The sequence below is a fragment of the Streptomyces sp. MMS24-W38 genome (assembly GCF_059889265.1).
The window spans coordinates 633,966-655,848 of record NZ_JCBCPP010000001.1 but is presented as its reverse complement, the minus strand read 5'-3'; the positions used below and the strand labels follow the sequence as shown (position 1 = coordinate 655,848).

22 protein-coding genes and 1 pseudogene are annotated in these 21,883 nt (G+C 71.3%); 14 read left to right on the top strand and 9 right to left on the bottom strand.

Annotated elements, in window-relative coordinates; genetic code table 11:
* Positions 1-189: 189 nt before the first annotated feature.
* The 4 genes from AC6F7H_RS01970 to AC6F7H_RS01955 all read left to right on the top strand — a co-directional run bounded on the left by AC6F7H_RS01970 (position 190) and on the right by AC6F7H_RS01955 (position 4,275).
* Entirely contained in the window at positions 190-1,860 is a 1,671-nt protein-coding gene (locus tag AC6F7H_RS01970; protein ID WP_500754788.1) for an AMP-binding protein, read from the top strand.
* A gap of 707 nt (positions 1,861-2,567) precedes the next feature.
* Positions 2,568-2,861, top strand: coding sequence for a hypothetical protein (locus AC6F7H_RS01965; protein WP_500754787.1), 294 nt, complete (start codon positions 2,568-2,570; stop codon positions 2,859-2,861).
* Positions 2,862-3,150: 289 nt separating this feature from the next.
* Entirely contained in the window at positions 3,151-3,846 is a 696-nt protein-coding gene (locus tag AC6F7H_RS01960; protein ID WP_500754786.1) for a type 1 glutamine amidotransferase domain-containing protein, read from the top strand.
* Between the two features lie 123 nt (positions 3,847-3,969).
* On the top strand, positions 3,970-4,275 hold the full coding sequence (locus AC6F7H_RS01955) for a muconolactone Delta-isomerase family protein (protein WP_500754785.1): 306 nt from the start codon (positions 3,970-3,972) through the stop codon (positions 4,273-4,275).
* 641 nt (positions 4,276-4,916) lie between these two features.
* On the opposite strand, the gene AC6F7H_RS01950 is transcribed toward AC6F7H_RS01955, so the two are convergent.
* Positions 4,917-5,483: a GNAT family N-acetyltransferase gene (locus AC6F7H_RS01950; protein WP_500754784.1), complete on the bottom strand. Its 567-nt coding sequence runs from the start codon at positions 5,481-5,483 to the stop codon at positions 4,917-4,919.
* An 88-nt stretch (positions 5,484-5,571) separates the two neighbouring features.
* Positions 5,572-6,138: pseudogene (locus tag AC6F7H_RS01945) on the bottom strand (hypothetical protein); the annotation flags it as partial.
* Positions 6,139-6,391: 253 nt separating this feature from the next.
* Between AC6F7H_RS01945 and gcl the strand changes: the two are divergent.
* Positions 6,392-8,176: a glyoxylate carboligase gene (gcl, locus tag AC6F7H_RS01940; RefSeq protein ID WP_500754783.1), complete on the top strand. Its 1,785-nt coding sequence runs from the start codon at positions 6,392-6,394 to the stop codon at positions 8,174-8,176.
* Between the two features lie 240 nt (positions 8,177-8,416).
* Here the strand turns inward: gcl and AC6F7H_RS01935 are convergent, their stop codons facing one another.
* From AC6F7H_RS01935 to AC6F7H_RS01925, 3 genes are all read right to left on the bottom strand, one after another.
* The gene (locus AC6F7H_RS01935; protein WP_109378915.1) at positions 8,417-8,653 is read right to left on the bottom strand and encodes a hypothetical protein; all 237 of its coding nucleotides are present in this window, start codon (positions 8,651-8,653) and stop codon (positions 8,417-8,419) included.
* A 310-nt stretch (positions 8,654-8,963) separates the two neighbouring features.
* A complete protein-coding gene (locus tag AC6F7H_RS01930; protein WP_500754781.1) occupies positions 8,964-9,857 on the bottom strand; it encodes a 2-hydroxy-3-oxopropionate reductase in 894 nt (297 codons plus the stop codon).
* Positions 9,858-9,905: 48 nt separating this feature from the next.
* On the bottom strand, positions 9,906-10,763 hold the full coding sequence (locus AC6F7H_RS01925) for a TIM barrel protein (RefSeq protein ID WP_500754780.1): 858 nt from the start codon (positions 10,761-10,763) through the stop codon (positions 9,906-9,908).
* 509 nt (positions 10,764-11,272) lie between these two features.
* Here AC6F7H_RS01925 and ctaD point away from each other — a divergent pair.
* The 8 genes from ctaD to AC6F7H_RS01885 all read left to right on the top strand — a co-directional run bounded on the left by ctaD (position 11,273) and on the right by AC6F7H_RS01885 (position 17,646).
* On the top strand, positions 11,273-12,931 hold the full coding sequence (gene ctaD / locus AC6F7H_RS01920) for an aa3-type cytochrome oxidase subunit I (RefSeq protein WP_500761620.1): 1,659 nt from the start codon (positions 11,273-11,275) through the stop codon (positions 12,929-12,931).
* 3 nt (positions 12,932-12,934) lie between these two features.
* A complete protein-coding gene (locus AC6F7H_RS01915; RefSeq protein ID WP_500754778.1) occupies positions 12,935-13,282 on the top strand; it encodes a hypothetical protein in 348 nt (115 codons plus the stop codon).
* A gap of 320 nt (positions 13,283-13,602) precedes the next feature.
* Complete coding sequence (locus AC6F7H_RS01910; RefSeq protein ID WP_500754776.1) at positions 13,603-13,854, top strand: hypothetical protein; 252 nt, start codon at positions 13,603-13,605, stop codon at positions 13,852-13,854.
* Entirely contained in the window at positions 13,851-14,219 is a 369-nt protein-coding gene (locus AC6F7H_RS01905) for a helix-turn-helix domain-containing protein (RefSeq protein ID WP_500754775.1), read from the top strand. Before AC6F7H_RS01910 ends, AC6F7H_RS01905 begins: the two co-directional genes overlap by 4 nt.
* Positions 14,220-14,372: 153 nt before the next feature.
* On the top strand, positions 14,373-14,882 hold the full coding sequence (gene uraD, locus AC6F7H_RS01900) for a 2-oxo-4-hydroxy-4-carboxy-5-ureidoimidazoline decarboxylase (RefSeq protein WP_500754773.1): 510 nt from the start codon (positions 14,373-14,375) through the stop codon (positions 14,880-14,882).
* 7 nt (positions 14,883-14,889) lie between these two features.
* The gene (uraH, locus tag AC6F7H_RS01895; RefSeq protein WP_500754772.1) at positions 14,890-15,285 is read left to right on the top strand and encodes a hydroxyisourate hydrolase; all 396 of its coding nucleotides are present in this window, start codon (positions 14,890-14,892) and stop codon (positions 15,283-15,285) included.
* A gap of 4 nt (positions 15,286-15,289) precedes the next feature.
* Positions 15,290-16,225: a factor-independent urate hydroxylase gene (pucL, locus tag AC6F7H_RS01890; RefSeq protein WP_500754771.1), complete on the top strand. Its 936-nt coding sequence runs from the start codon at positions 15,290-15,292 to the stop codon at positions 16,223-16,225.
* Between the two features lie 26 nt (positions 16,226-16,251).
* A complete protein-coding gene (locus AC6F7H_RS01885; protein WP_500754770.1) occupies positions 16,252-17,646 on the top strand; it encodes an 8-oxoguanine deaminase in 1,395 nt (464 codons plus the stop codon).
* 15 nt (positions 17,647-17,661) lie between these two features.
* On the opposite strand, the gene AC6F7H_RS01880 is transcribed toward AC6F7H_RS01885, so the two are convergent.
* From AC6F7H_RS01880 to AC6F7H_RS01865, 4 genes are all read right to left on the bottom strand, one after another.
* A complete protein-coding gene (locus AC6F7H_RS01880; RefSeq protein WP_500754769.1) occupies positions 17,662-18,354 on the bottom strand; it encodes a peptidoglycan recognition protein family protein in 693 nt (230 codons plus the stop codon).
* Positions 18,355-18,485: 131 nt separating this feature from the next.
* A complete protein-coding gene (locus AC6F7H_RS01875) occupies positions 18,486-19,370 on the bottom strand; it encodes a lysozyme (RefSeq protein WP_500754767.1) in 885 nt (294 codons plus the stop codon).
* Between the two features lie 311 nt (positions 19,371-19,681).
* On the bottom strand, positions 19,682-20,104 hold the full coding sequence (locus AC6F7H_RS01870; protein ID WP_500754765.1) for an acyl-CoA thioesterase: 423 nt from the start codon (positions 20,102-20,104) through the stop codon (positions 19,682-19,684).
* Between the two features lie 58 nt (positions 20,105-20,162).
* Entirely contained in the window at positions 20,163-20,789 is a 627-nt protein-coding gene (locus AC6F7H_RS01865; protein WP_500754764.1) for a hypothetical protein, read from the bottom strand.
* 135 nt (positions 20,790-20,924) lie between these two features.
* Between AC6F7H_RS01865 and AC6F7H_RS01860 the strand changes: the two genes are divergently transcribed.
* Positions 20,925-21,716, top strand: coding sequence for an IclR family transcriptional regulator (locus tag AC6F7H_RS01860; RefSeq protein WP_500754763.1), 792 nt, complete (start codon positions 20,925-20,927; stop codon positions 21,714-21,716).
* Positions 21,717-21,883: the final 167 nt, after the last annotated feature.

The window sequence follows — 21,883 nt, the reverse complement described above, 5'->3', positions numbered from 1 at the left end:
GCGCCCGGCGGGCCGGCGCGCCACCGGGTCCGACCGCGTCGAGTACTCCCGTCGGGCCGGCCGCCACCTGTTCGCCCCTTCGTCGCGGTTCCCGCGTACCCACCCCCCGTTCGGGGGTAGTGGGACCTGCGTCACGGATGACACGACGGGGGAGAGCCACCCGGCAAGGTTCGGCACCGAGGAGGACAGATGACGACGGCGACGGAAGAGTTCCGCAGGGCCCGGGACTTCCTGCTGGAACACCGCGACGACTACGCCACCGCCTACGCGGGGTTCCGCTGGCCGCGCCCCGAGCGGTTCAACTGGGCGCTCGACTGGTTCGACGTGATCGCGGACGGTAACGACCACACCGCGCTGCACCTCGTCGAGGAGGACGGCGAGCAGACCAGGCTGTCCTTCGCCGAACTGGCCCGCCGTTCCGACCAGGCCGCGAACTGGCTGCGCCAGCAGGGTGTACGCGCCGAGGACCGGGTGCTGGTCATGCTCGGCAACCAGGCCGAACTCTGGGAGACCGCGCTCGCCGCGATGAAACTGCGCGCCGTGGTCATCCCCGCCACCCCGCTGCTCGGCCCCGCCGACCTGCGCGACCGTGTCGACCGGGGCCGCGTCCGGCACGTGATCGCCCGCGCCGCCGACACGGCGAAGTTCGACGAGGTGCCCGGCGACTACACCCGGGTCGCGGTCGGCGCGGGAGCGGGCGACGCCTGGCTGCCGTACGAGGACGCCCACGGCGCCGCCGAGCACTTCGCACCCGACGGGCCGACCCTCGCCGACGACCCGCTGATGCTGTACTTCACCTCGGGCACCACCGCCCGGCCCAAGCTCGTCGAGCACACCCACACCACGTACCCCATCGGGCACCTGGCCACCATGTACTGGATCGGGCTGAAACCCGGCGACGTGCACCTGAACATCTCCTCACCCGGCTGGGCCAAGCACGCCTGGTCCAACCTCTTCGCCCCGTGGAACGCCGAGGCGACCGTCTTCCTGCACAACTACGCACGTTTCGACGCCGTCCGGCTGATGGCCGAGATGGACCGCGCCGGCGTCACCACCTTCTGCGCGCCGCCGACCGTGTGGCGCATGCTCATCCAGGCCGACCTCACCCGGCTGCGCACCCCGCCGCGCGAGGTCGTCGCCGCCGGTGAGCCGCTCAACCCCGAGGTCATCGAGCAGATCCGGCGCGCCTGGAACGTGACGATCCGCGACGGCTTCGGCCAGACCGAGACCGCCGTCCAGGTCTCCAACAGCCCGGGCCAGCCCCTCAAGACGGGCTCCATGGGCCGCCCTAGCCCCGGCTACCGCGTCGCACTGCTCGACCCGGTCTCCGGCGCGCCCGCCGCCGAGGGCGAGATCGCGCTCGACCTGTCGCACCGTCCGGTGGGCCTGATGACCGGTTACCACGGCGACCCCGACCGCACCGCGGAGGCCATGGCCGGCGGCTACTACCGGACGGGCGACATCGGCGCGCGGGACGAAGAGGGGTACATCACGTATGTCGGGCGCGCGGACGACGTCTTCAAGGCGAGTGACTACAAGATCAGTCCGTTCGAGCTGGAGAGCGCCCTGCTGGAGCACGAGGCGGTCGCCGAGGCGGCCGTCGTGCCCGCTCCGGACGAGCTGCGCCTGGCCGTGCCCAAGGCGTACATCGTGCTCGCGGAGGGCAGGCAGCCCGGCCCGGACACCGCGAAGGAGCTCTTCGAGCACTCCCGCAAGGTGCTCGCCCCCTACAAGCGGATCCGCAGGCTGGAGTTCGGCGAGCTGCCCAAGACCGTCTCCGGCAAGATCCGCCGCATCGAGCTGCGCGAGGCCACGGCGGCGGGTTCCGAGGCCGAGTACCGCGAGGAGGACTTCCGGTGACCTCTTCCGCCGCGACCCCGGGCCGCGGAGCGCATCCGTCGTTCCGCTGTGAGGGAGGGGTCGGGGTCAGGCTCCCCGGGGCAGGACCATGGAGAGGGTGGCGCCGCCGCTGGACGACGTATCGCGTCATCCGGGGGTGATCCCGGCGGCCGGACCGGTACCGTGCCGTCGACCGGATGCGAGAAGACCTCCGGCCCTGGACCGCAGGGCCGGAGGTCTTCTCCGTCGAGCGCCGGGCAGGCCTTGCACCTGCATTTCCCCGCAGGAAGCGGGGCGTCTTTCCTTGGACCACCGACGCGTCACCCGCCACCGGCGAAGCCGGCGGCGCGTACAAGATCCACTTTACCGCAGTCGGAGCAGGCGGCGCACCGCGCGTACGCGACCCGGCACTGATCTCCCGGGTCGTGCCGCGTCGCCATGTTTCATGCCATTTCAGCGGAGAGTGTAGCGCTGTACCACCGTGCCCACCGTGCCCACCGTGCCCACCGTGTCCCCGGTCGACCACCCCGCAGCGGGCGCCGGGCCGGCGCCCACCGGGAACAACGCTGTTCAGCGGCGTCCACGGGCTCGTTCCGGCCGGCGCGCCGGCGGCCGCACCGGACTCTCCCGGTGAGGCGTCCGACCCCGGGTCGGACGCTCTGCGGGTCCTGCTCGCCGCCCTCGCCTCCGCGGCCGCCCATGGCCATGCCCGTGTTGTCGCGCATCGGATGTCGGCGGATCGTGGCGGTGTCAGGATCGGGCTGCGCGCGATGCTCGCCGAGTGGCCGGTCGTCGCGGCGGCTGTCCCCACCGTCGTGCTGCTGCTGACCGCGGTGCCCTCTCGGTGGGCGGAGGCCGAGGCGGTGAACACCGCCCGGGTGCTCGACACCTTGCCGCTCGCCGGGTGGGGAGTGTGGACCGCGCGCAGCGTGGGCCGTGGCTGGGCGACTTCGCTCCGATCCGGAACCGTCGACATGCTGATCGGCCTGGTGGTCATCGTGGCCAACGCCCTGATCGAGTAGCGGCTACGTCCGCCGGCGTCCAGGTCGCCGCTGGACGCACTCCCTTCGCGCAGGCCGCCACCGGCCGTGCCGAGCAGCGGGCGCTGCTTCTCCCGGACCTTGCCGCCTGGCTCTGTTCGAGAGGACCGGCGGCCCTTGTTCGTTCACGGAGACGGTCAACAACACGTCGCACTGCGAGCCTTGGGCGGCGAACCGCTGTCCGCAGGTGCCTGATGGCTCCTGTGCCTAGACTGGCCTTCAGTGCAAATCATCTCAATTTCGCCGAACGGGAATGAGGAGGTGATGCGTGATGGCGAAGGTACTTTTCGTGGTCACCGGAGCTACGTACCTGGTCCTGAAGGACGGCACGAGGTACGCCACCGGCTACTGGGCGGAGGAGTTCGCGCGGCCGTACAAGGCGATCACGGAGGCGGGCCACGAGGTCGTCGTCGCGACGCCCGACGGCGTGACGCCGACCGTCGACATGATGAGCCTGCGCCCCGCCATGGCCGGCGGTGAGGAGGGAGCGCTCGAACTGGAAGCCATCATCCGTTCCGCGGAGGTCATGCGCCGGCCGATCAAACTCTCGGACGTGCGGCTGCAGGACTACGACGCGGTGTACCTGCCCGGAGGGCACGGCCCGATGCAGGACCTGTCGGTGGACGCCGACGCGGGACGGATACTGACCGAACAACTCGCCTCGGGCAAACCGCTCGCCATCGTGTGCCACGCCCCTGCCTCGATGCTGGCCACCAGGATCCACGGCGAGTCGCCCTTCAAGGGCTACCGGGTCACGGGCTTCACCAATGAGGAGGAGGAGGCTGTCGGACTGGCCGACAAGACACAGTGGCTGCTCGAGGACGAGCTCAAGGAGAAAGTCGGCGTCGAGTACAGCCGGGGCGAGATGTGGAAGCCGTATGTGGTCGAGGACCGCAACCTGATCACCGGGCAGAATCCCCACTCCGCCGAAGTGCTCGCGGAACGGCTGCTGAAAACCCTCGTGTGAGGGCTCTCATGAGGTGAGGCGGCGTCCGACCTGATCGCGGCTCCGCTCGGGGGAGACAGATGGCCACCAGCGAACTCGCCCTTCCCGTCGTCCCCGGGACCTTCACCGAACGGAGCGGAACCGATGCGGGAGTTCCTCGTCGAAATCACCACGACGATCCCTGAGGGAACCAGCCAGGACGAGGTCGACCGGCGGAGGGCGGCCGAGGCGGTCCGCGCGGGGGAGCTCTCGGCGACCGGCAACCTGGCTCGATTGTGGCGTCCCGTCGGCGAGTTGCGCAGCATCGGGGTCTGGCGGGCCGCGGACGAGAAGGAACTCCGGGAGAAGGTGCTCGGCACACTGCCGCTGCGTCCCTGGATGACTCTCACCGTCACCCCGCTCGAACCCCACCCCAACGACCCCGGGCGAGCCACCGACGGCACGCGGTGACGGCGGAAGTCCCCTGGGCCACGGACCGCCGGGCAGTGGTGCCCGCGTGCCAGGGTGAGGCTCTGCTCCTCACAGGTCCAGGACGGCCCCCTCGGTGGGCTTGGAGCAGCAGATGAGGATGTTGCCGTCGGCGGGGGGCTCGACCGGGTCGGGAGCGTACCGCACTGCCCCGGACATGAGAGCGGGTTCGCAGGTGTGGCGGACGCCGGTTCGGCACGACCGTCCGACGGGGACAACGCAGGTTTCGGCGAGTTCGAGCAGGGACTGCCGGGCCTCGCTCCAGGTGACCGCGAGACCGCTGCGGGCGAAGGCGTCCGGGGGACCGGTGCCCGCCCGGCGGGCTGGTGGGGTGCGGCTGTCGCCGCGCCGTCGATCCCGGGAGTGAGGGACGGACCCGTGCCGAAGATCTCGGTATGGACGCGGGATGCCCTCCAGGCCCGCGTCGACGAGGGCGGTGGTGACGCTGTCCCTCTCCGCACGGACCGGCCGGCCCGCTGTAAGACCCCGGGTCGGCTCCGGCTCGTCGACTCCTTCCCGATGACGGTCTTCGGGAAGGCGCGCGAGGTGGAGCCGCGGGAGCGGTACGCCACCGGCCTGGGCAGCGTCCGGGCGGTGGGGCGGGCGGGGTGCGGCCGATCCGGTCAGCACTCTGATCGTGGTGCGGGCGGGCCGTCGGGCGTCCGCCCCGGTCGACTGAGCGTTCGGACGCTTCCGCGCATGCACAGGCGCGGCCACCGGTCGAGGCCGTGCTCGCGCTCCTCGGCGCGGATCCGGCGCAGACCGGGCGTGAGCTCGGCCTCGGTCAGCGTGCGGAAGCCGAGGCGGGTGTAGTACGGGGCGTTCCACGGGACGTCGGCGAACGTGGTCAGCGTCAGGGCTGTCAGGCCCTCCGCCCCGGCCCGTCGCGCGGCGTGGACGATCAGGGACCGGCCCACGCCGCGGCGTGCGGCGCGCGGGTGGACGGAGACCTGCTCGACGTGGAGCGCGGCGTCCACCGGCTCGGCGATCAGGTACGCGGCGGGCCGGTCCCGTGCGTCGGCCGCCACCCAGCAGTACCCCGCCCGACGGTGCTGCTCGAGGGTGTCCAGGGCGGGCGGTTCGTCGTCGGCGATCTCCGTCATGCCCAGGGCGCGGAAGGGGGCGCCGGCGGCCCGTTCGACGTCCTGGAGGGCGGGCAGCTCGTCGGGGGCGGCGGGGCGGATGCGCATGTGCCGAGTATCGGACGGTGGCGGCGGGCGCGTCGCCGGTTCTTCGGTCCGGTTCGCAGGTGGTGCGGTGTTCTGGGCCGGCTCTCAGGTCGGCGCGGTCCCGGGCGTCCGGGGTGTACCCGGCGAGGGAGAAGTGCAGGCACTGGGCGGACTCCGTCATGGCGGTCAGCCACAGGCACTCCACGTCCCGCGGTGTCACCCGGCGCTCGGACGGGTCGAGGAGGACGACGACGCCCCGGCCGGCCCGATGCCGGACGGAGGGCGCCGGTCGGCGCGGCGGATGTCCCCGTGGCCGAGCCTCCGCAGATACAGCCCGGTGGCGGTGACCGCGTCGCGGGTGCTGCGGATCGGCACGGAGCGGAAGGCGGGGCGCGGAGCGGCGCCGGTCTCCCGAGGCCCGGGTGAGGGCGCGGGTGTGGCGTCGGGGCCGGGCGGGGTGCCCGGATCGGCCAGCGGGATCCGCAGTACGGTTCCGCACGGGCAACCGAGTTCCGGCCGCGGCCACTCGCCGGGCCGTCCGCAGTCCCCGCAGCGCACGGTGACCCAGTCGTCCTGCCAGACGCGGTGGGCGACCGGTGTGGGCACCGCGTTCCCGTCCAGCGGCAGGCCGGACAGCGCACGGACACGGACACGCTCTCGGGCATGGCCCCACCACCTCCGTTCCTGGACGAATCGGCCTCAGACCGGCTTACCCATCGTCCTCCCGCGCGCCCGCCCTGTCCGGCGGTTGCCATTCCCGGAGGGCACTCGTGCCGCCCCTCGGCGCCGTCGTGCCGCTCTCTTGACGGCCTTCGCTCACCCTGCCTACATTCATTCCAGATAGCAGAAGTTACTTTCCGCAATACGGAAGAAGCGCACCGCGGGGCGCGACGGGAGTGCGAATCCGACAGCCGAAGCAGGAGTACTCCATGGCCCGAATGACCGCTGCCCGCGCGGCAGTCGAAATCCTCAAGCGCGAGGGCGTCACCGACGCGTTCGGTGTCCCCGGCGCGGCGATCAACCCCTTCTACGCGGCGCTCAAGGCCTCCGGCGGCATCACCCACACCCTCGCCCGCCATGTCGAGGGCGCCTCGCACATGGCCGAGGGCTACACCCGCACCCGGCCGGGCAACATCGGGGTCTGCGTAGGAACCTCCGGTCCGGCCGGCACCGACATGATCACCGGCCTGTACTCCGCGACCGGCGACTCCGTTCCGATCCTGTGCGTCACCGGCCAGGCCCCGACCGCGGTGCTCCACAAGGAGGACTTCCAGGCCGTCGACATCGCCGCCATCGCGAGGCCGGTCACCAAGATGGCGGTGACCGTCCTGGAGGCCGCACAGGTCCCCGGCGTCTTCCAGCAGGCCTTCCACCTCATGCGCTCCGGCCGGCCGGGCCCGGTCCTCATCGACCTGCCGATCGACGTGCAGCGGACGGAGATCGAGTTCGACCCCGGGACGTACGAGCCGCTCCCCGTCCACAAGCCCGCCGCGAGCCGTGCCCAGATCGAGAAGGCGCTCGGCATGCTGAACGCCGCCGAGCGCCCCCTGATCGTCGCGGGCGGCGGCATCCTCAATGCCGACGCCGCCGAACTCCTCGTGCAGTTCGCCGAGTTGACCGGTACGCCGGTCGTGCCGACCCTGATGGGCTGGGGTGTCCTTCCCGACGACCACGAACTGAACGCCGGCATGGTCGGCCTGCAGACCTCGCACCGCTACGGCAACGCGACCTTCCTGGAGTCCGACTTCGTCCTCGGCATCGGCAACCGCTGGGCCAACCGCCACACCGGCAGGCTCGACGTCTACACGGCCGGCCGGACCTTCGTCCACGTCGACATCGACCCCACCCAGATCGGCCGGATCTTCGCCCCCGACTACGGCATCGCCTCCGACGCGCGCGCCGCGCTGGAGCTGTTCGTCCGGGTCGCGAAGGAACTCGGGGCCGAGGGAGGGCTGCCCGACCGTTCCGCCTGGGCGGCCGCGGCACAGGAGAAGCGGGCCACGCTCCAGCGCCGTACGCACTTCGACGACGTCCCGATCAAGCCGCAGCGTGTCTACGAGGAGATGAACAGGGCCTTCGGCCCGGAGACGCGGTACGTCTCGACGATCGGCCTCTCACAGATCGCCGGCGCCCAGATGCTGCACGTCCACCGGCCCCGGCACTGGATCAACTGCGGCCAGGCCGGCCCCCTCGGCTGGACCGTCCCGGCGGCGCTGGGCGTGGCCAAGGCCGACCCCGGCGCGCAGGTCGTCGCCCTGTCCGGCGACTACGACTTCCAGTTCATGCTCGAAGAGCTGGCCGTCGGGGCGCAGCACAAGATCCCCTACGTCCATGTCCTGCTCAACAACTCCTACTTGGGTCTCATCCGTCAGGCGCAGCGGGCGTTCGACATCGACTTCCAGGTCAACCTGGAGTTCGAGAACATCAACGCGCCCGAACTGGGCGTCTACGGCGTCGACCACGTACGGGTCGCCGAGGGCCTCGGCTGCAAGGCGATCCGGGTGACCGAACCCGACGGACTGGGCCCGGCACTGGAGGAGGCCAAGAAGCTCGCCGCGGAGTTCAGGGTCCCGGTGGTCGTCGAGGCGATCCTGGAGCGCGTCACCGACATCTCCATGTCGACCACCAACGACATAAGCCAGGTCGTCGAGTTCGAGGAGATCGCGACGGAACCGTGGCACGCCCCGACGTCGATCAGGACGCTGAAGGGCTGACGGGTGTCGTACGGCGTCGGCGGAGATCGTTGCTGTCGCTGTCGTCACCCGGGGCTTTCCCTGAGCGGGGCCCGCCGCCCCGTGCCGGCGGGCCCCGCGTACGGGGTATGTGCCCATCGGCAGGGGTGCTCGAAGCGTCCGAAGCCCGGTTCGGAGTTTGATTTGAGGGTGCCGTAGCCGGGCTACGGCCGCTGCCGTGGAACCGGTGGACCGGGAACGGCGGTACGTCCCCGCCCCCGCTCAGGCCTCGTGGTGCTCCGACAGGCCCGGCCAGTCGTCGGGGCCGCCGCCCTGCCACTCGATGAGGTCGGCCTCCTCGACGTCGGTGACATAGAGGTCCGCCAGCCGCAGGATCTCGCCGACGTCGTCGACGTGCGAGGCGACGCCCAGCGTCTCGTCGCCCGAGGTGACCCGCCGCGAACCGTCCAGGGCCGGCGCATGGACCACGATGTGCGGTTGCTCGGTGGGAGGTGCCATGCTCCCAGGCTCCTGCCCGCCGGGCGGATCCGCACCCCGGACGCCGGGAGGCGGGGCCGTCCGGCGGCGCGAGGCCGGGCGCGACGGTGTGTTCGCGCCGCCGGACGGGGTCGGTGGGCCGGGCTCGGGACCGCGGCGGGTGCGACGGCACCGGGCGCCCCTCCGCTCAGGTCGAAGGAGGAACTCCGGCGGCCTTCACCACCGCACTGGCGTGCACGCCGCCGCGGCGCCCTCGCCCGCCCGCGGGAAAGACCCCGCGGGCCGCGCGTACGGCCTCGCTCCCGTCGGCGGCCGTACGCGGGTCGGACGGTCAGCCCCGGGCGCCGGACAGCCGCTCCACCGCGCGCAGCAGCGCGGAGTGGTCCAGGCCGCCGTCGCCCTGCGCGCGCAGGCTCGCGACCAGTTGCGCGACCACCGCGCCGACGGGCAGGGCCGCCCCGACGGTGCGGGCGGCGTCGGTGACGATGCCCATGTCCTTGTGGTGCAGGTCGATGCGGAAGCCGGGCGTGAAGTCACGGGCGAGGAAGTTGTCCTTCTTGCGGGTCAGCACGGTGGAGCCCGCGAGACCGCCGTTCAGGACGTCCAGCGCGGCCGCCAGGTCCACGCCGGACTTCTCCAGGAAGACCACGGCCTCGGCGCACGCCTGGATGTTGACGGCGACGATCAGCTGGTTGGCGGCCTTCACGGTCTGACCGGAGCCGTGCGGTCCGCACCGCACGACCGTCCTGCCGAGTACGTCGAAGAGCGGCTTCGCCCGGTCGAAGTCGGCCTGTTCACCGCCGACCATGATGGACAGCACCGCCTCGACGGCGCCCGCCTCGCCGCCGGACACCGGGGCGTCGAGCACCCGGATGCCCTTGTCCCTCGCGGCGGCGGCCAGGTCGACCGAGGTCTGCGGGGTGATCGAGGACATGTCGATCAGCAGGGCACCGGGCCGGGCGTGCTCCAGGATGCCGTCGGGTCCGTAGGCGACCGCCTCCACCTGGGGAGAGGCGGGCACCATGGTGATGATCACGTCCGCGTCGCGGACCGCCTCGGCGACGGAGGAGGCGGCGGTGCCGCCCGCGGCGGCCAACCGGTCCAGCTTCTCCTGCTCCAGGGTGTGACCGGTGACGTCGTAGCCCGCCTTGATCAGGTTCTCGGACATGGGGGAGCCCATGATGCCGAGGCCGATCCAGGAGACCTTGGGAAGGCCGGTGCTCATGCGGGGGTGCCTCTCTTTCGCTCTGCGGTGTCTGCGGACGTCCACTGCTCAGCGGGGGGCGCGGGCCTCGGCCGGCAGCCAGTCGAAGGCCTCGGCGCTCGGCCGGTCGCCGGGTTTGTACTCCAGGCCGACCCAGCCCGCGTAACCCGCCTTCCGCAGCCGTCCGAGGAGGTCCGCCAGCGGGAGCGAGCCGGTGCCGGGGGCGCCGCGGCCGGGGTTGTCGGCGATCTGCACATGGCCGGTCCGCGCGGCGTACCGCTCGATCACCGCCGGCAGGTCCTCGCTGTTCCTGGACAGGTGGTACAGGTCCATCAGGAACCGGGCGTTGCCCAGCCCCGTGGCCGCGTTCACCTCGTCGACGACCTGCACCGCCGCCGGCGCCGACACCAGCGGGTACCGCGGCGACTCGGGCCGGTTCAGTGCCTCGACCAACAGGATCGCGCCGATCCGGTGGGCCGCGCGGGCGGCGAGGGTGAGGTTCTCCAGGGCGAGCGCGTCCTGCTCGGCGGGATCCACGCCGTCGACGCGGTTGCCGTACAGCGCGTTGAGGGCCGTGCAGCCGAGGGACTCGGCGAAGCCCGCGGCGACCTCGACGTTGGCGCGGAACCGCTCCGACTCCTCGCCCGGGACGGACAGGGCGCCGCGGTCCGGGCCGGGGAGCTGCCCGGCGTAGAGGTTCAGGCCCGTGAGCCGGACGCCCGCGTCCTCGATCGCCTTGCGCAGACCGTCCAGTTCGGACCGCTCGGGGGTGGGCGAGTCGGCCCAGGGCCACCACAGCTCGACCGCGGTGAAACCGGCCGCGGCGGCGGCCGCGGGGCGCTCCAGGAGCGGGAGTTCGGTGAAGAGGATCGACAGGTTGACGTCGAAGCGCTGCTCTGCGGCCGTACTCCACTCGGCACCTGGCATCGGACCGCGCTCCCTTTCCTTTGACTTGAATTCCGCATTGCGAAATCTTATTTCTGCTTAATGGAAGATTGCCTGCGGGTCTCGAGGCTGTCAAGAGGGCGGCGCGCGAGGTCACGCGCAGGCGTCAGGCACACCGGCTCGGGGAGGGGAGCGATGAACGTCATGTGAAGCGGACGCCTGGCCGGGACGGCGAGGGATCGGCAAGGCCCCCTGCAGCGGGACCGGGCGCGGGGACGGCAGTCCGACGCCGCCCCCGGCCGCTGGACACATCGGGGCCGTTGGGCCCTCCCCTCGGGACCCGGTATGGACTGTTCGGCCCTGTCCGACCCCGGTGCCCCGGAAAGGATCATGTGGCAGCGGCCGGGAGGCGTCGTGTCCGCTCCGGTCGACCCGGCCTCTCCCGACCCGTCGACGACGTGTACGGACATGAGCGGAAGGGCAGGGCGCCGACGGTGGACGAGGGGCAGATACGAGAGGTGCGAGAGGTGGAGGCCGCGGAGGGGCACGACGTGGCTTTCGGCACGGGGGCGCCCGGGCATCCCCGGGGGATCGCGCCCGGGACCGCGCGCCCGTCGTGGGTGGAGTGGCTGACGACCACCGACCACAAGAAGATCGGGACGCTCTATCTGGTCTCCGCGTTCGTGTTCTTCGTCGTCGGCGGTGTGATGGCACTGCTGATGCGGGCGGAGCTGGCCCGGCCCGGACTGCAGATCATGTCGAACGAGCAGTTCAACCAGGCGTTCACGATGCACGGTTCGATCATGCTGCTGATGTTCGCGATGCCGTTGTTCACCGGGTTCGCGAACTGGATCATGCCGCTGCAGATCGGCACACCGGACGTCGCCTTCCCCCGGCTGAACATGCTCGCCTACTGGCTGTTCTTCCTCGGTTCGTCGATCGCGGCGAGCGGCTTCCTCACTCCTGACGGCGCCGCCGGCTTCGGCTGGTTCCTGTACGCCCCGCTGTCCGACGCCGTCTACTCGCCGGGCGTGGGAGCCGACCTGTGGATCATGGGCGTGGCGTTGTCCGGCTTCGGCTCGATCCTGGGCGCGGTCAACTTCATCACCACGATCATCTGCATGCGCGCGCCGGGCATGACCATGTTCCGCCTGCCGATCTTCACCTGGAACGTGCTCCTCACCAGCGTGCTGGTCCTCATGGTGTTCCCGGTCCTGGCGGCGGCGCTGTTCGCCCTGGAGTACGACCGCAGGTTCGGCGGCCACGTCTTCGACGCGGCGAACGGCGGGGCGCTGCTGTGGCAGCACCTGTTCTGGTTCTTCGGCCACCCCGAGGTCTACATCCTGGCCCTGCCGTTCTTCGGCATCGTCTCCGAGGTGATCCCGGTCTTCTCCCGCAAGCCGATGTTCGGCTACATGGGGCTGATCGGCGCGACGATCGCCATCGCGGGTCTGTCGTTGACCGTCTGGGCGCACCACATGTACACCACGGGCGGAGTGCTGCTGCCGTTCTTCTCCTTCATGACCTTCCTGATCGCCATCCCGACCGGAGTGAAGTTCTTCAACTGGATCGGCACGATGTGGAAGGGCAGCCTGTCGTTCGAGACGCCCATGCTCTGGACCGCCGGCTTCCTCGTCACGTTCCTCTTCGGCGGGCTGACCGGCGTCATCCTGGCCTCGCCGCCGCTGGACTTCCACCTCACGGACTCGTACTTCGTCGTGGCGCACTTCCATTACACGGTCTTCGGTACGGTCGTGTACGCGATGTTCGCCGGATTCCACTTCTGGTGGCCGAAGTTCACCGGCAAGATGCTCGACGAGCGCCTGGGGAAGATCACCTTCTGGACGCTCACGGCGGGTTTCCACCTCACCTTCCTGGTCCAGCACTGGCTGGGCGCCGAGGGCATGCCCCGCCGCTACGTCGACTACCTGGCGGCCGACGGCTTCACCGCCCTCAACACCCTGTCGTCGATCGGGTCGTTCCTGCTGGGCATGTCGATCCTGCCCTTCTTCCACAACGTGTGGCGGACGGCCAAGTACGGCGAGAAGGTCGAGGTCGACGACCCCTGGGGCTACGGCCGCTCCCTGGAATGGGCCACGTCCTGCCCGCCCCCGCGGCACAACTTCACCTCCCTGCCCCGCATCCGGTCCGAATCCCCCGCCTTCGACGTGCACCACCCGGAGATCGCCGCCATGGAGACGGTGGGCTGAGCCGTGTCCCATCCAGTCCTGGCCCTCGGCGCCGCGGCGGTGACCACGGCCGGCTCCGTCTGGTACGTGCCGGCCCTCGTGGATCTGCGCGCGGGGGCCGACCGGCCCGCGTCCCGTCGTGCCGAGGCGGTGGCCTGCCTCAGCGGCTGGAGCACGCCGGCCGTCGTCGCCGTACTCCTGCTCGTGACCGGGGGCTGGTGGCTGCCCTGTGCCGCGGCCCTGACGGGTTCGACCGCCACGACCGGCCTCTGGGTCCGTGCCGTCGTCCACCGCCGGCGCACCACACGCGAAGAGGCCCGCCTCTGGGCACAGTTGTGCCGTCCCGGCCCTGCCCGCACGCCGGAGGAGTGAACGGCAGGACCCCCGAGGCGATGACCTCGCGTCCACCTCGCGAGCCACGGCAGCCGGTACGGCTGCGACCACTTCGTCTCCGTCGTCCTGCTGATCGCCGCGGGGGAGTCCGTTAAGGTCGTGCCGGAGCGACTGGGGCACACCGACGCCGCGATGACCCTGAACGCCCACAGCCACCTCTTCCCCGATCCGGAGCAACGGACCGGGGCGGCGGCGGGACGGGCATTCGGCGCCCTGACGGGAGAAAATGCCCCGAATGCGCCCTCTCGGCCGGAGGACTGAGAGAACGAGCAGGTCGGAGCCGACGCCATGGGGGCGCAGTGCGATTGAGAGTGGAGTTCACGACCGAGCCCTTCGACCTGGACGAGGCGCCCGCGCACGCGGTGGCGGCCCGGGAGGTCGTGGAGGCGGCCGAGCTGGACTCGGTGGACGTCGGGCCGTTCGGGAACACCGCGGAGGGCGGCGCGGACACGGTGCTCACCACCGTCGACGCCCTGCTGCGCCGGTCCCTGGAAGCGGGTGCCACCCGGATCTCGCTCCAGGTCAACGTGATCACGGAGGGCGAGGAATGAGCGGCGCGGCGGACGAGCCGTTCATCGCGGCCGTCAAGCCACTCGTCGACGCCATGGGCGGGCAGCTGCTCCCGCCCGACGAGGCCGGTCCCGACGACGTCGTACTCGTCTGGGAGGGGGCCGACGCCGTCGCCGTGCGCCTGCCCCAGCTCGCCGACTCCCTCGACCACATGCTCGCCGCCCTCGAGCGCCGGCAGGGCGGACCCCTCGCCGATCTGGACCGCAGGGCCAAGCAGGAGATCGTACGGGGCCTGGAGGCGCGCGGCGCCTTCGCCGTACGGCACGGGGTGGAGACCGTGGCGAGCGCGCTCGGCGTCAGCCGGTTCACCGTCTACAACTACCTCAACCGCGAGAAGGGCTCCTGAGCCCTGACCAGGGCGTACAAACCGCTCACGGCGCTGCGCGGCGTGGTGGCCGTCCGCCAGTTTTCAACAAACTGTTGACGTGACGGTCCGTGCGGCGTTAGCTGTCGGCACGCCCGATCAGCACCGAGGCCGCGCGCGGCCGGGGAGGCCACCGTGACGTCCACTGCCACGCCGCCGGGCCTGGCCCGCTTCAACGCGCTGGAGGAGCCGGCGGCCCTCGCCGCCCTCCACGAGGCGTGCGCCTCCACGGCGTGGGCCCGCCGACTGCTCGCCGACCGGCCCTACGCCACCGCCGAGGACCTGTACGCCGCCTCCGACGCCGCCATGAGCGGGCTGAGCGCGGCGGACCTCCAGGAGGCGATGGCCGGGCACCCGCCGATCGGCAGGCCCCGGCCCGGCGACCCGGCCTCGCAGCGGGAGCAGAGCGGCATGACCGCCGCGACGGACCGGCTCAAGGCGGAGATGCTCGAACTGAACCTCGCCTACCAGGAGAGGTTCGGCCAGGTGTTCCTCATCTGCGCCACCGGCCGGACCGGCGAGCAGATGCGTGACGCGCTGACCGTGCGCCTGGGCAACACGCCGGAGCGGGAGCGCGAGATCGTCCGCACCGAACTGGGGAAGATCAACCGCATCCGTCTGGCCCGACTCGTCGACGAGGACTGACGCAGAGATGAGCACCGACACCACCGCCTCCGTGTCCACGCACATCCTGGACACCAGCGTCGGCCGCCCCGCCCGGGGCGTCGCCGTCCACCTCTCCGCCCGCTCCGGCCGTCAGGCGCCCTGGCAGGCACTCGGCGGCTCCGCGACCGACGCGGACGGGCGGTGCAAGGACCTCCCGGCGCCGCCGGAGGGAACCACTCACGTACGGCTCGACTTCGCCGTGGAGCCGTACTTCACCAACCAGCGGGCCGAGGCGCGGCAGGACGCCCCCGCGAACCGGGACGGCGGCGCCGGGGCGTTCTTCCCGGAGGTGGCGATCACGTTCGCCGTCGTACCGGGCGAGCACTACCACGTACCGCTGCTGCTCAACCCGTTCGGCTACTCCGTATACCGAGGGAGCTAGCAAGATGACCGACACCTCCCGCCCTGCCCGCCCCGTGGTCCTGGGCCAGAACCAGTACGGCAAGGCCGAGAACCGGGTCGTCAGGATCACGCGGAACGGCGCCACCCACCACATCAAGGACCTGAACGTCTCCGTCGCCCTGTCCGGCGACATGGAGGAGGTCCACTACTCCGGCTCCAACGCCAACGTCCTGCCGACCGACACCACCAAGAACACCGTGTTCGCGTTCGCCAAGGAGCACGGCATCGAGTCCGCCGAGCAGTTCGGCATCCATCTCGCCCGGCACTTCGTCACCTCTCAGGAGCCCATCCACCGGGCCCGCATCCGCGTCGAGGAGTACGCCTGGGAACGGATCGCCACCTCCGACGCCCACGAGGGCGGGCACTCCTTCGTCCGCAAGGGCCAGGAGACCCGGCTGACACAGGTCACCTACGACGGCGAGCGGTGGGAGATCGTCTCGGGTCTGAAGGACCTGACGGTGCTGAACTCCACCGACTCCGAGTTCTGGGGCTACGTCAAGGACAAGTACACGACGCTGAAGGAGACCCACGACCGTATCCTCGCCACCTCGGTCGCCGCCCGCTGGCGGTTCAACTGGACCGGCGAGGAGCAGCCGATGCCCGACTGGGAGACGTCCTACGAGCGGACGAGGCAGCACATGCTCCAGGCCTTCGCCGAGACCTACTCCCTGTCCCTGCAGCAGACGATGTACCAGATGGGCGCGCGGATCATCGACCACCGCGAGGAGATAGACGAGGTCCGCTTCTCCCTTCCCAACAGCCACCACTTCCAGGTGGACCTGGAACCCTTCGGCCTCGAGAACGACAGCGAGGACGGCGCCGTCTACCTCGCCGCCGACCGCCCCTACGGTCTGATAGAGGCCACGATCCTGCGGAACGGCTGTGAGGCGCTGATACCGGCGGACCTCACCAACCTCTGAGGGCAGAAGGGACGAACGGGCGCATCATGACACCGGACCAGCACACCGTCACCGAACGCGTCGTCATCGAGAACTGCGCGATCGCGACCGTCGACGCGCAGGACACCGAGTACGCCTCCGGGCACCTCGTCCTCGCCGGCCACCGCATCGAGTCCCTCGGCGCGGGCAGGGCGCCCGACGGCCTGGAGAACGTCGTACGCCGTATCGACGCCACCGGGCATCTGGCGACCCCCGGCCTGGTCAACACCCACCACCACTTCTACCAGTGGCTCACCCGGGGCCTGGCCACCGACCACAACCTGTTCGACTGGCTCGTCGCGCTCTACCCGACCTGGGCGCGCATCGACGAGCCGATGGTGGACGCGGCGGCCCGGGGATCCCTCGCGATGATGGTCCGCGGCGGCGTCACCACCGCCATGGACCACCACTACGTCTTCCCGCGGGGCACCGGCGACCTGTCCGGCACCATCATCCGCGCCGCCCGTGACATGGGGGTGCGCTTCACCCTCGCCCGCGGTTCCATGGACCTCGGCGAGAAGGACGGCGGACTGCCCCCGGACTTCGCCGTCGAGACGCTCCAGGACGCCCTCGCCGCGACCGAGGAGACCGTCCGCCGGCACCACGACGCCTCCTTCGGTGCCATGACCCAGGTCGCCGTCGCACCCTGCTCACCGTTCTCCGTCTCCACCGAACTGATGCGGCGGTCAGCGGAGTCGGCCCGCGGACTCGGTGTGCGCCTGCACACCCACGGCTCGGAGACCGTGGAGGAGGAGAAGTTCTGCCACGAACGGTTCGGCATGGGCCCGACCGACTACTTCGAGTCCACCGGCTGGCTCGGCGAGGACGTGTGGATGGCGCACTGCGTCCACATGAACGACTCCGACATCGCCGCCTTCGCCCGTACGAGCACGGGCGTGGCCCACTGCCCCTCCTCCAACGCCCGCCTCGCCGCGGGCATCGCGCGCGTCCCCGACCTGCTGGCGGCCGGCGTCCCGGTCGGCCTCGGCGTGGACGGCACGGCGTCCAACGAGTCCGGCGAACTGCACACCGAACTGCGCAACGCCCTGCTCGTGGGCCGCCTCGGCCCGCACCGCGAAGCTGCCCTGACGGCACGTCAGGCGTTGCGTCTGGGCACCTATGGAGGCGCCCGGGTGCTGGGCCGTGCCGCCGAGATCGGCTCGCTGGAGCCGGGCAAGCTCGCCGACCTGGTGCTGTGGCGGATGGACACCCTCGCCCACTCCTCCATCGCCGACCCTGTGGCCGCGCTGGTCCTCGGCGCGGCGGCCCCGGTCACCGCGTCGTTCGTCAACGGCCGTCAGGTCGTGGAGGACAGCCGGCTCCGCACGGCCGACGAGGACGAGATCGCCCGCTCCACCCGAGCACAGGCCCGGCGGCTGGCCCGGATCGCCGCTCAAGCCTGAGCACGGGCCGGGCGGCTACGCCAGAGCCGCCCCGACCTCGTCGCGCAGCCGGGGCAGCATGTCGTGGAACACCCCGGGGCAGAGGGTGTCGCCGTAGTCCTTGTGACCGTGGAGCCGCGTGGCGGGGATGCCGTAGCGCGCGCAGGTGTACGCGCACAGGGCGACCAGGACCTCCCACTGCGCCTGCGGAGGTGTGGCGCCCGTGTGGTAGGCGCCCTCGTTGGCGATCCCGACGGCCTGGTCGTTCTGCCCGGAGGTGTGGGCGCCGAGGACGAAACCGCTCCCGCCGGTGAGGGCCTGGAGGCTGCCGTGCCGCCCCTCGGTGATCCAGCCGCCCCGGCTGACCAGGAAGTGGTAGCCGGTGTCGACCCATCCGTTCTTGTCCATGTGCAGGTCCTGGACCCAGTGGGCGTGGGAGTGGGCCTGGGCGCGGGAGAAGTCGGAGGTGTTGGCGCTCACCGTGTGGTGGACGATGATCCGGCTCGGCCGGTACGACAGCCGGCTGATGCTTCCGCGCGGTGAACGGGCGCCCCAGGCCCGGGTGCTGTCGATGTCCGGCTCGACGGCGTCGGCGGCCTTCGCGCCACCGGCGCCCCGCGCCCGGGCGGCGCTCTGTGCGTGGGCGGTGCCCGGCAGGGCGGTGGCGGCGGCCAGGCCGGCCGCGCCGGCGAGCAGGAGACGGCGCCGGAGCGCGTTCTCGGCGTTCACGATCGCTCCTTGGGGGAGGCGGTGGGGGGAAACGGAGGAGCCGACGGGATCGGCCGTCGGCTCCACCGCGTGATCGTGTGCTGGGGGGACGGCGAGGAGGGGTCCCCCGCCGGTGCCGAATCGGGTGCCGGTTACGTGTTGTTGGCGAGGGCCAGGAGCCGGTCGCGTGAACCGTTGAACTGGTTGCGGTCCACGTTTCCGGAGACGCCACTGACCGAGCCGGTGCTGGTGTACTGCCACACCGTCCAGGTCGGGAAACCGCTCGGGATGGTCGGGGACGACGCCGAGGTCCAGTGCGCCACCCACAGCGGGCTCTTGCCGGACATGCCGGTCCAGTTGCCGGTGCAGGTGTTCCACCAGCCGGACGTCGTGTAGATCACCGTGTCCCGGCCGGTGCGCGACTTGTACGTGTTGTAGAAGTCGTTGATCCAGGTGCGCATCTGCGTGGTGGACAGGCCGTAGCACGTGGCCCCGTAGGGGTTGTGCTCGATGTCCAGGACGCCCGGGAGGGTCAGGTTGTCGCGCGACCAGCCGCCGCCGCTGGAGGCGAAGTAGTTCGCCTGGGTCGCGCCGTTGGAGGCGTTCGGGAGCGCGAAGTGGTACGCGCCGCGGATCACGCCGGCACCGTGTGCGGCCGGGTAGTTGGTGTTGAACTGCGCGTCCTTGTAGCTGGTGCCCTCGGTCGCCTTGATCCAGGCGAACTGGATGCCGGAGTTGCGCACCGAGGTCCAGTTGATGGCGCCCTGCCAGTGCGAGACGTCGATGCCCTGGACGCCGTCGGTCGGGGCCATGGTGCCCATCGACGGCGGTTCCGCGGGGACGTCGTCGTGGACCCGGGCGCCCACGCCCATGTACGCCTGGCCCGGCTTGACCTTGGCGCGGTCCTTGTCGGGCTGGGGCGCGGCGGCGGCACCGGACGCGGTGGTCGCCGTCAGTGCGAGAGCCGCGACGAGGACGCCGAGCGCCGCGGTCGTCCGTCTGCGGGGGCCGGTCGGGCGGTTGGGGAACGAGAACATGACTGCCTCCGGTACGCATGTGGGGATGAGAGCAGGAGGTGACGTCGGCCGGTGCCACCTGGGCAGAGCCGTGCTGTTCCGTACTTTGACGTGCGCGCGTCATCAGTTATGCATGCGGGTCTACGCGTGTAAAGCCCTCACGGCCGCCTCTGGAGGTCTGGTCCACTGGAGCTTCGGGAGGCCTGGGGAATCGCCGTCCTGACGGCGGAAACTTTCACGCCGTGAAAACGCGGTGAGGGCGAAAGCGGCCCGAACGCGGCGGCCGGGCGCACGGGGCGAACGGAATGCCGCCCCGTGCATCCGGCACCGTCCTACAGCCCGAACATGCCCGGGTCCTCGGCCAGTTGCCGGAAGACGTCCTGCGGGCTCGGCACCAGCTTGCGCTCCTTGAGGTCCAGTACGCCGCCGACCGCCGTGATCTCGGCGGCGACCGTGCCGTCCGCCTTGGTGATGATCTGCTCGATGCGGAACGTCTTGCCGGTGCCCCAGGTGAAGACGCAGCTCACGTCGACCTCGTCACCGGCGAGCAGCTCCCGCTTGTAACGGATGGTGGTCTCCAGGGCGACCGGCCCCACGCCCTGCCCGATGAGACCGGACTGCGTGATCCCGGCCTCCTGGAGCAGCGACCAGCGCGCGTGCTCCGCGTAGTTGAGGTACACGGCCTGGTTGAGGTGGCCCTGCACATCGGTCTCGTATCCGCGCACGGTCACCCGGACGGAAAACGGCTCGCTCAATGCGTCCCCTTCAGGCCTGCTCGATTCGTTGCCCTGGCCACCGATCCTCGCACGCCCCTCACACCCGGCGCGGGGAGGCCAGCAGATACCGTGCCCGCGTCCTCGGCTCCGTGTACTCCCCGACCTGCCATCCGGCCCGCTCGAGCGTTCCGGCGCAGGCCCGCAGCGCCGTGCCGTCCGGCTCGTACACGGCGACCGCCTCCGGCTGCGGGGTCTCCCGCACCCGGTAGCCGCCCTCGCTGTCCCCGACGGCCGGATCGTGTCCGGCGGCCTCCAGGGCGAGCGCGGCGGCCTGCACCAGGTGTGCGCGCTCCCATCCGCACGGCCGGTCGGTGGCGCCGTCGGGGTTGGTCATCCTGCGCAGCTCCAGCATGCCCTGCCAGGCGCCGCGCACCTCCCGGAGCCGAGCCGGCCCGGTCCCGGAAGCCGTGTGCTCACCACCGACCCGTGCCGCGAACACCCCGGTGGCGGCGGGCTCGGGTGCCGGCTCGGCCTCCGCCTCCGCGTCCCGTGTCCGATGCCCCGCGGGCGTCAGGAAGCGATGGTGCGGCGCCCGCGGATGCCGGAAGGCGAGCCCGCGCTTCACCAGCGCGGCAAGCTGCGCCTCCGTCCCCTGCAGGCGCCCGGTCACGGGATCGGCGCCCGCGATGACCCGCCGCAGCCCCGCACTCAACGCTCTCGTCACCACAGCCCCCCGACCCCGACCGGCCGCCCATCTCTTTTCAATCTCTCGAAGAGTACGACCGGGCACTGACACTCCCGGCGTCCGGAGCCTCGGCGCGATGCGTGCCGCTCCATGAGCTGGTCGTAGAATTCCGCTGTGGAGAACTCAGATCGTACGTCGCAGCCCGGAGCGGAACCGCGGAGCGCGGGCGGCAAGCCCGCGCAGGGCCTGGAATCCGTGGAGAACGCCCTCTCCCTGCTGCTCCTGCTCCGCAAGCAGGGGCGCGTGCGGCTGAGCGAGGCCGCCGACGAGCTGGGTGTGGCCCGGTCCACGGCCCATCGTCTGCTCTCCACCCTGCGCGGGCGCGGCTTCGCGGTGCAGGGCGCCGACAAGGTGTATCGGCCAGGCCCCACGCTCTACCGCTTGGGGGTCTCCCAGCGCTCCGAGTACGACCTCGTGGAAACCGCCCGGCCACACATGCTGTGGCTCAACGGACAGCTCGGCGAGACGGTGCACCTGTCGGTCCGGGCCGGGGCCGAGGCGCGCATCCTGCACAGCATCGAGGGAACGCACGCACTGCGCGTCGGCAGCCGCGTCGGTGTGAATCTGCCCGCGCACCTCTCCGCCGGCGGCAAGGCGCTCCTCGCCGACCTGGGCGTCTCCGAGCTCGCCGACATCTACGGCACCCGGCACGCGGCGCAGGCGGACACCGACCCCGAGACACTGCACCGCACGCTCGCGACCGTCCGCAGGCGGGGCTACGCCGTCAACATCGGGGGCACCGAGCGCGGCATCTCCGCGGTGGGCGCCGCCGTGCGGGAGCCGGGGGGCCGCGCCGTGGCGGCGATGATCGTCTCGGCTCCTTCGCTGCGCTTCACCCGCGCCCGCCTCGGTGACGCGGCCGCTGTGCTCGGGGAGGCGGTGCGCCGCATGGAGGCGGCACTCTGAGCAGGCGGCCGGTGTCCGGTGTCCGGTGGCCGCACACGGCCGAAGCGGGGAAGCAGGATACGGCGACAGGCCCGTGATGCAAAGAGATGCTCCCCCCTGTACCGCAGAGCGGAACTACTGGACATTTTTATTGCCCTCTGCGTAACAGAGCTGCTTCCATGCTGGTC

Bases quoted from the DNA above. Each gene is read 5' to 3' on its own strand.
- pucL (WP_500754771.1), top strand. From the start codon at position 15,290: ATGACCGACACCTCCCGCCCTGCCCGCCCCGTGGTCCTGGGCCAGAAC.
- AC6F7H_RS01955 (WP_500754785.1), top strand. From the start codon at position 3,970: ATGCGGGAGTTCCTCGTCGAAATCACCACGACGATCCCTGAGGGAACC.
- AC6F7H_RS01885 (WP_500754770.1), top strand. From the start codon at position 16,252: ATGACACCGGACCAGCACACCGTCACCGAACGCGTCGTCATCGAGAAC.
- gcl (WP_500754783.1), top strand. From the start codon at position 6,392: ATGGCCCGAATGACCGCTGCCCGCGCGGCAGTCGAAATCCTCAAGCGC.
- AC6F7H_RS01925 (WP_500754780.1), bottom strand. From the start codon at position 10,763: ATGCCAGGTGCCGAGTGGAGTACGGCCGCAGAGCAGCGCTTCGACGTC.
- AC6F7H_RS01930 (WP_500754781.1), bottom strand. From the start codon at position 9,857: ATGAGCACCGGCCTTCCCAAGGTCTCCTGGATCGGCCTCGGCATCATG.
- AC6F7H_RS01950 (WP_500754784.1), bottom strand. From the start codon at position 5,483: ATGCGCATCCGCCCCGCCGCCCCCGACGAGCTGCCCGCCCTCCAGGAC.
- AC6F7H_RS01875 (WP_500754767.1), bottom strand. From the start codon at position 19,370: ATGTTCTCGTTCCCCAACCGCCCGACCGGCCCCCGCAGACGGACGACC.
- AC6F7H_RS01970 (WP_500754788.1), top strand. From the start codon at position 190: ATGACGACGGCGACGGAAGAGTTCCGCAGGGCCCGGGACTTCCTGCTG.
- AC6F7H_RS01935 (WP_109378915.1), bottom strand. From the start codon at position 8,653: ATGGCACCTCCCACCGAGCAACCGCACATCGTGGTCCATGCGCCGGCC.
- AC6F7H_RS01905 (WP_500754775.1), top strand. From the start codon at position 13,851: ATGAGCGGCGCGGCGGACGAGCCGTTCATCGCGGCCGTCAAGCCACTC.
- uraH (WP_500754772.1), top strand. From the start codon at position 14,890: ATGAGCACCGACACCACCGCCTCCGTGTCCACGCACATCCTGGACACC.
- AC6F7H_RS01960 (WP_500754786.1), top strand. From the start codon at position 3,151: ATGGCGAAGGTACTTTTCGTGGTCACCGGAGCTACGTACCTGGTCCTG.
- AC6F7H_RS01965 (WP_500754787.1), top strand. From the start codon at position 2,568: ATGTCGGCGGATCGTGGCGGTGTCAGGATCGGGCTGCGCGCGATGCTC.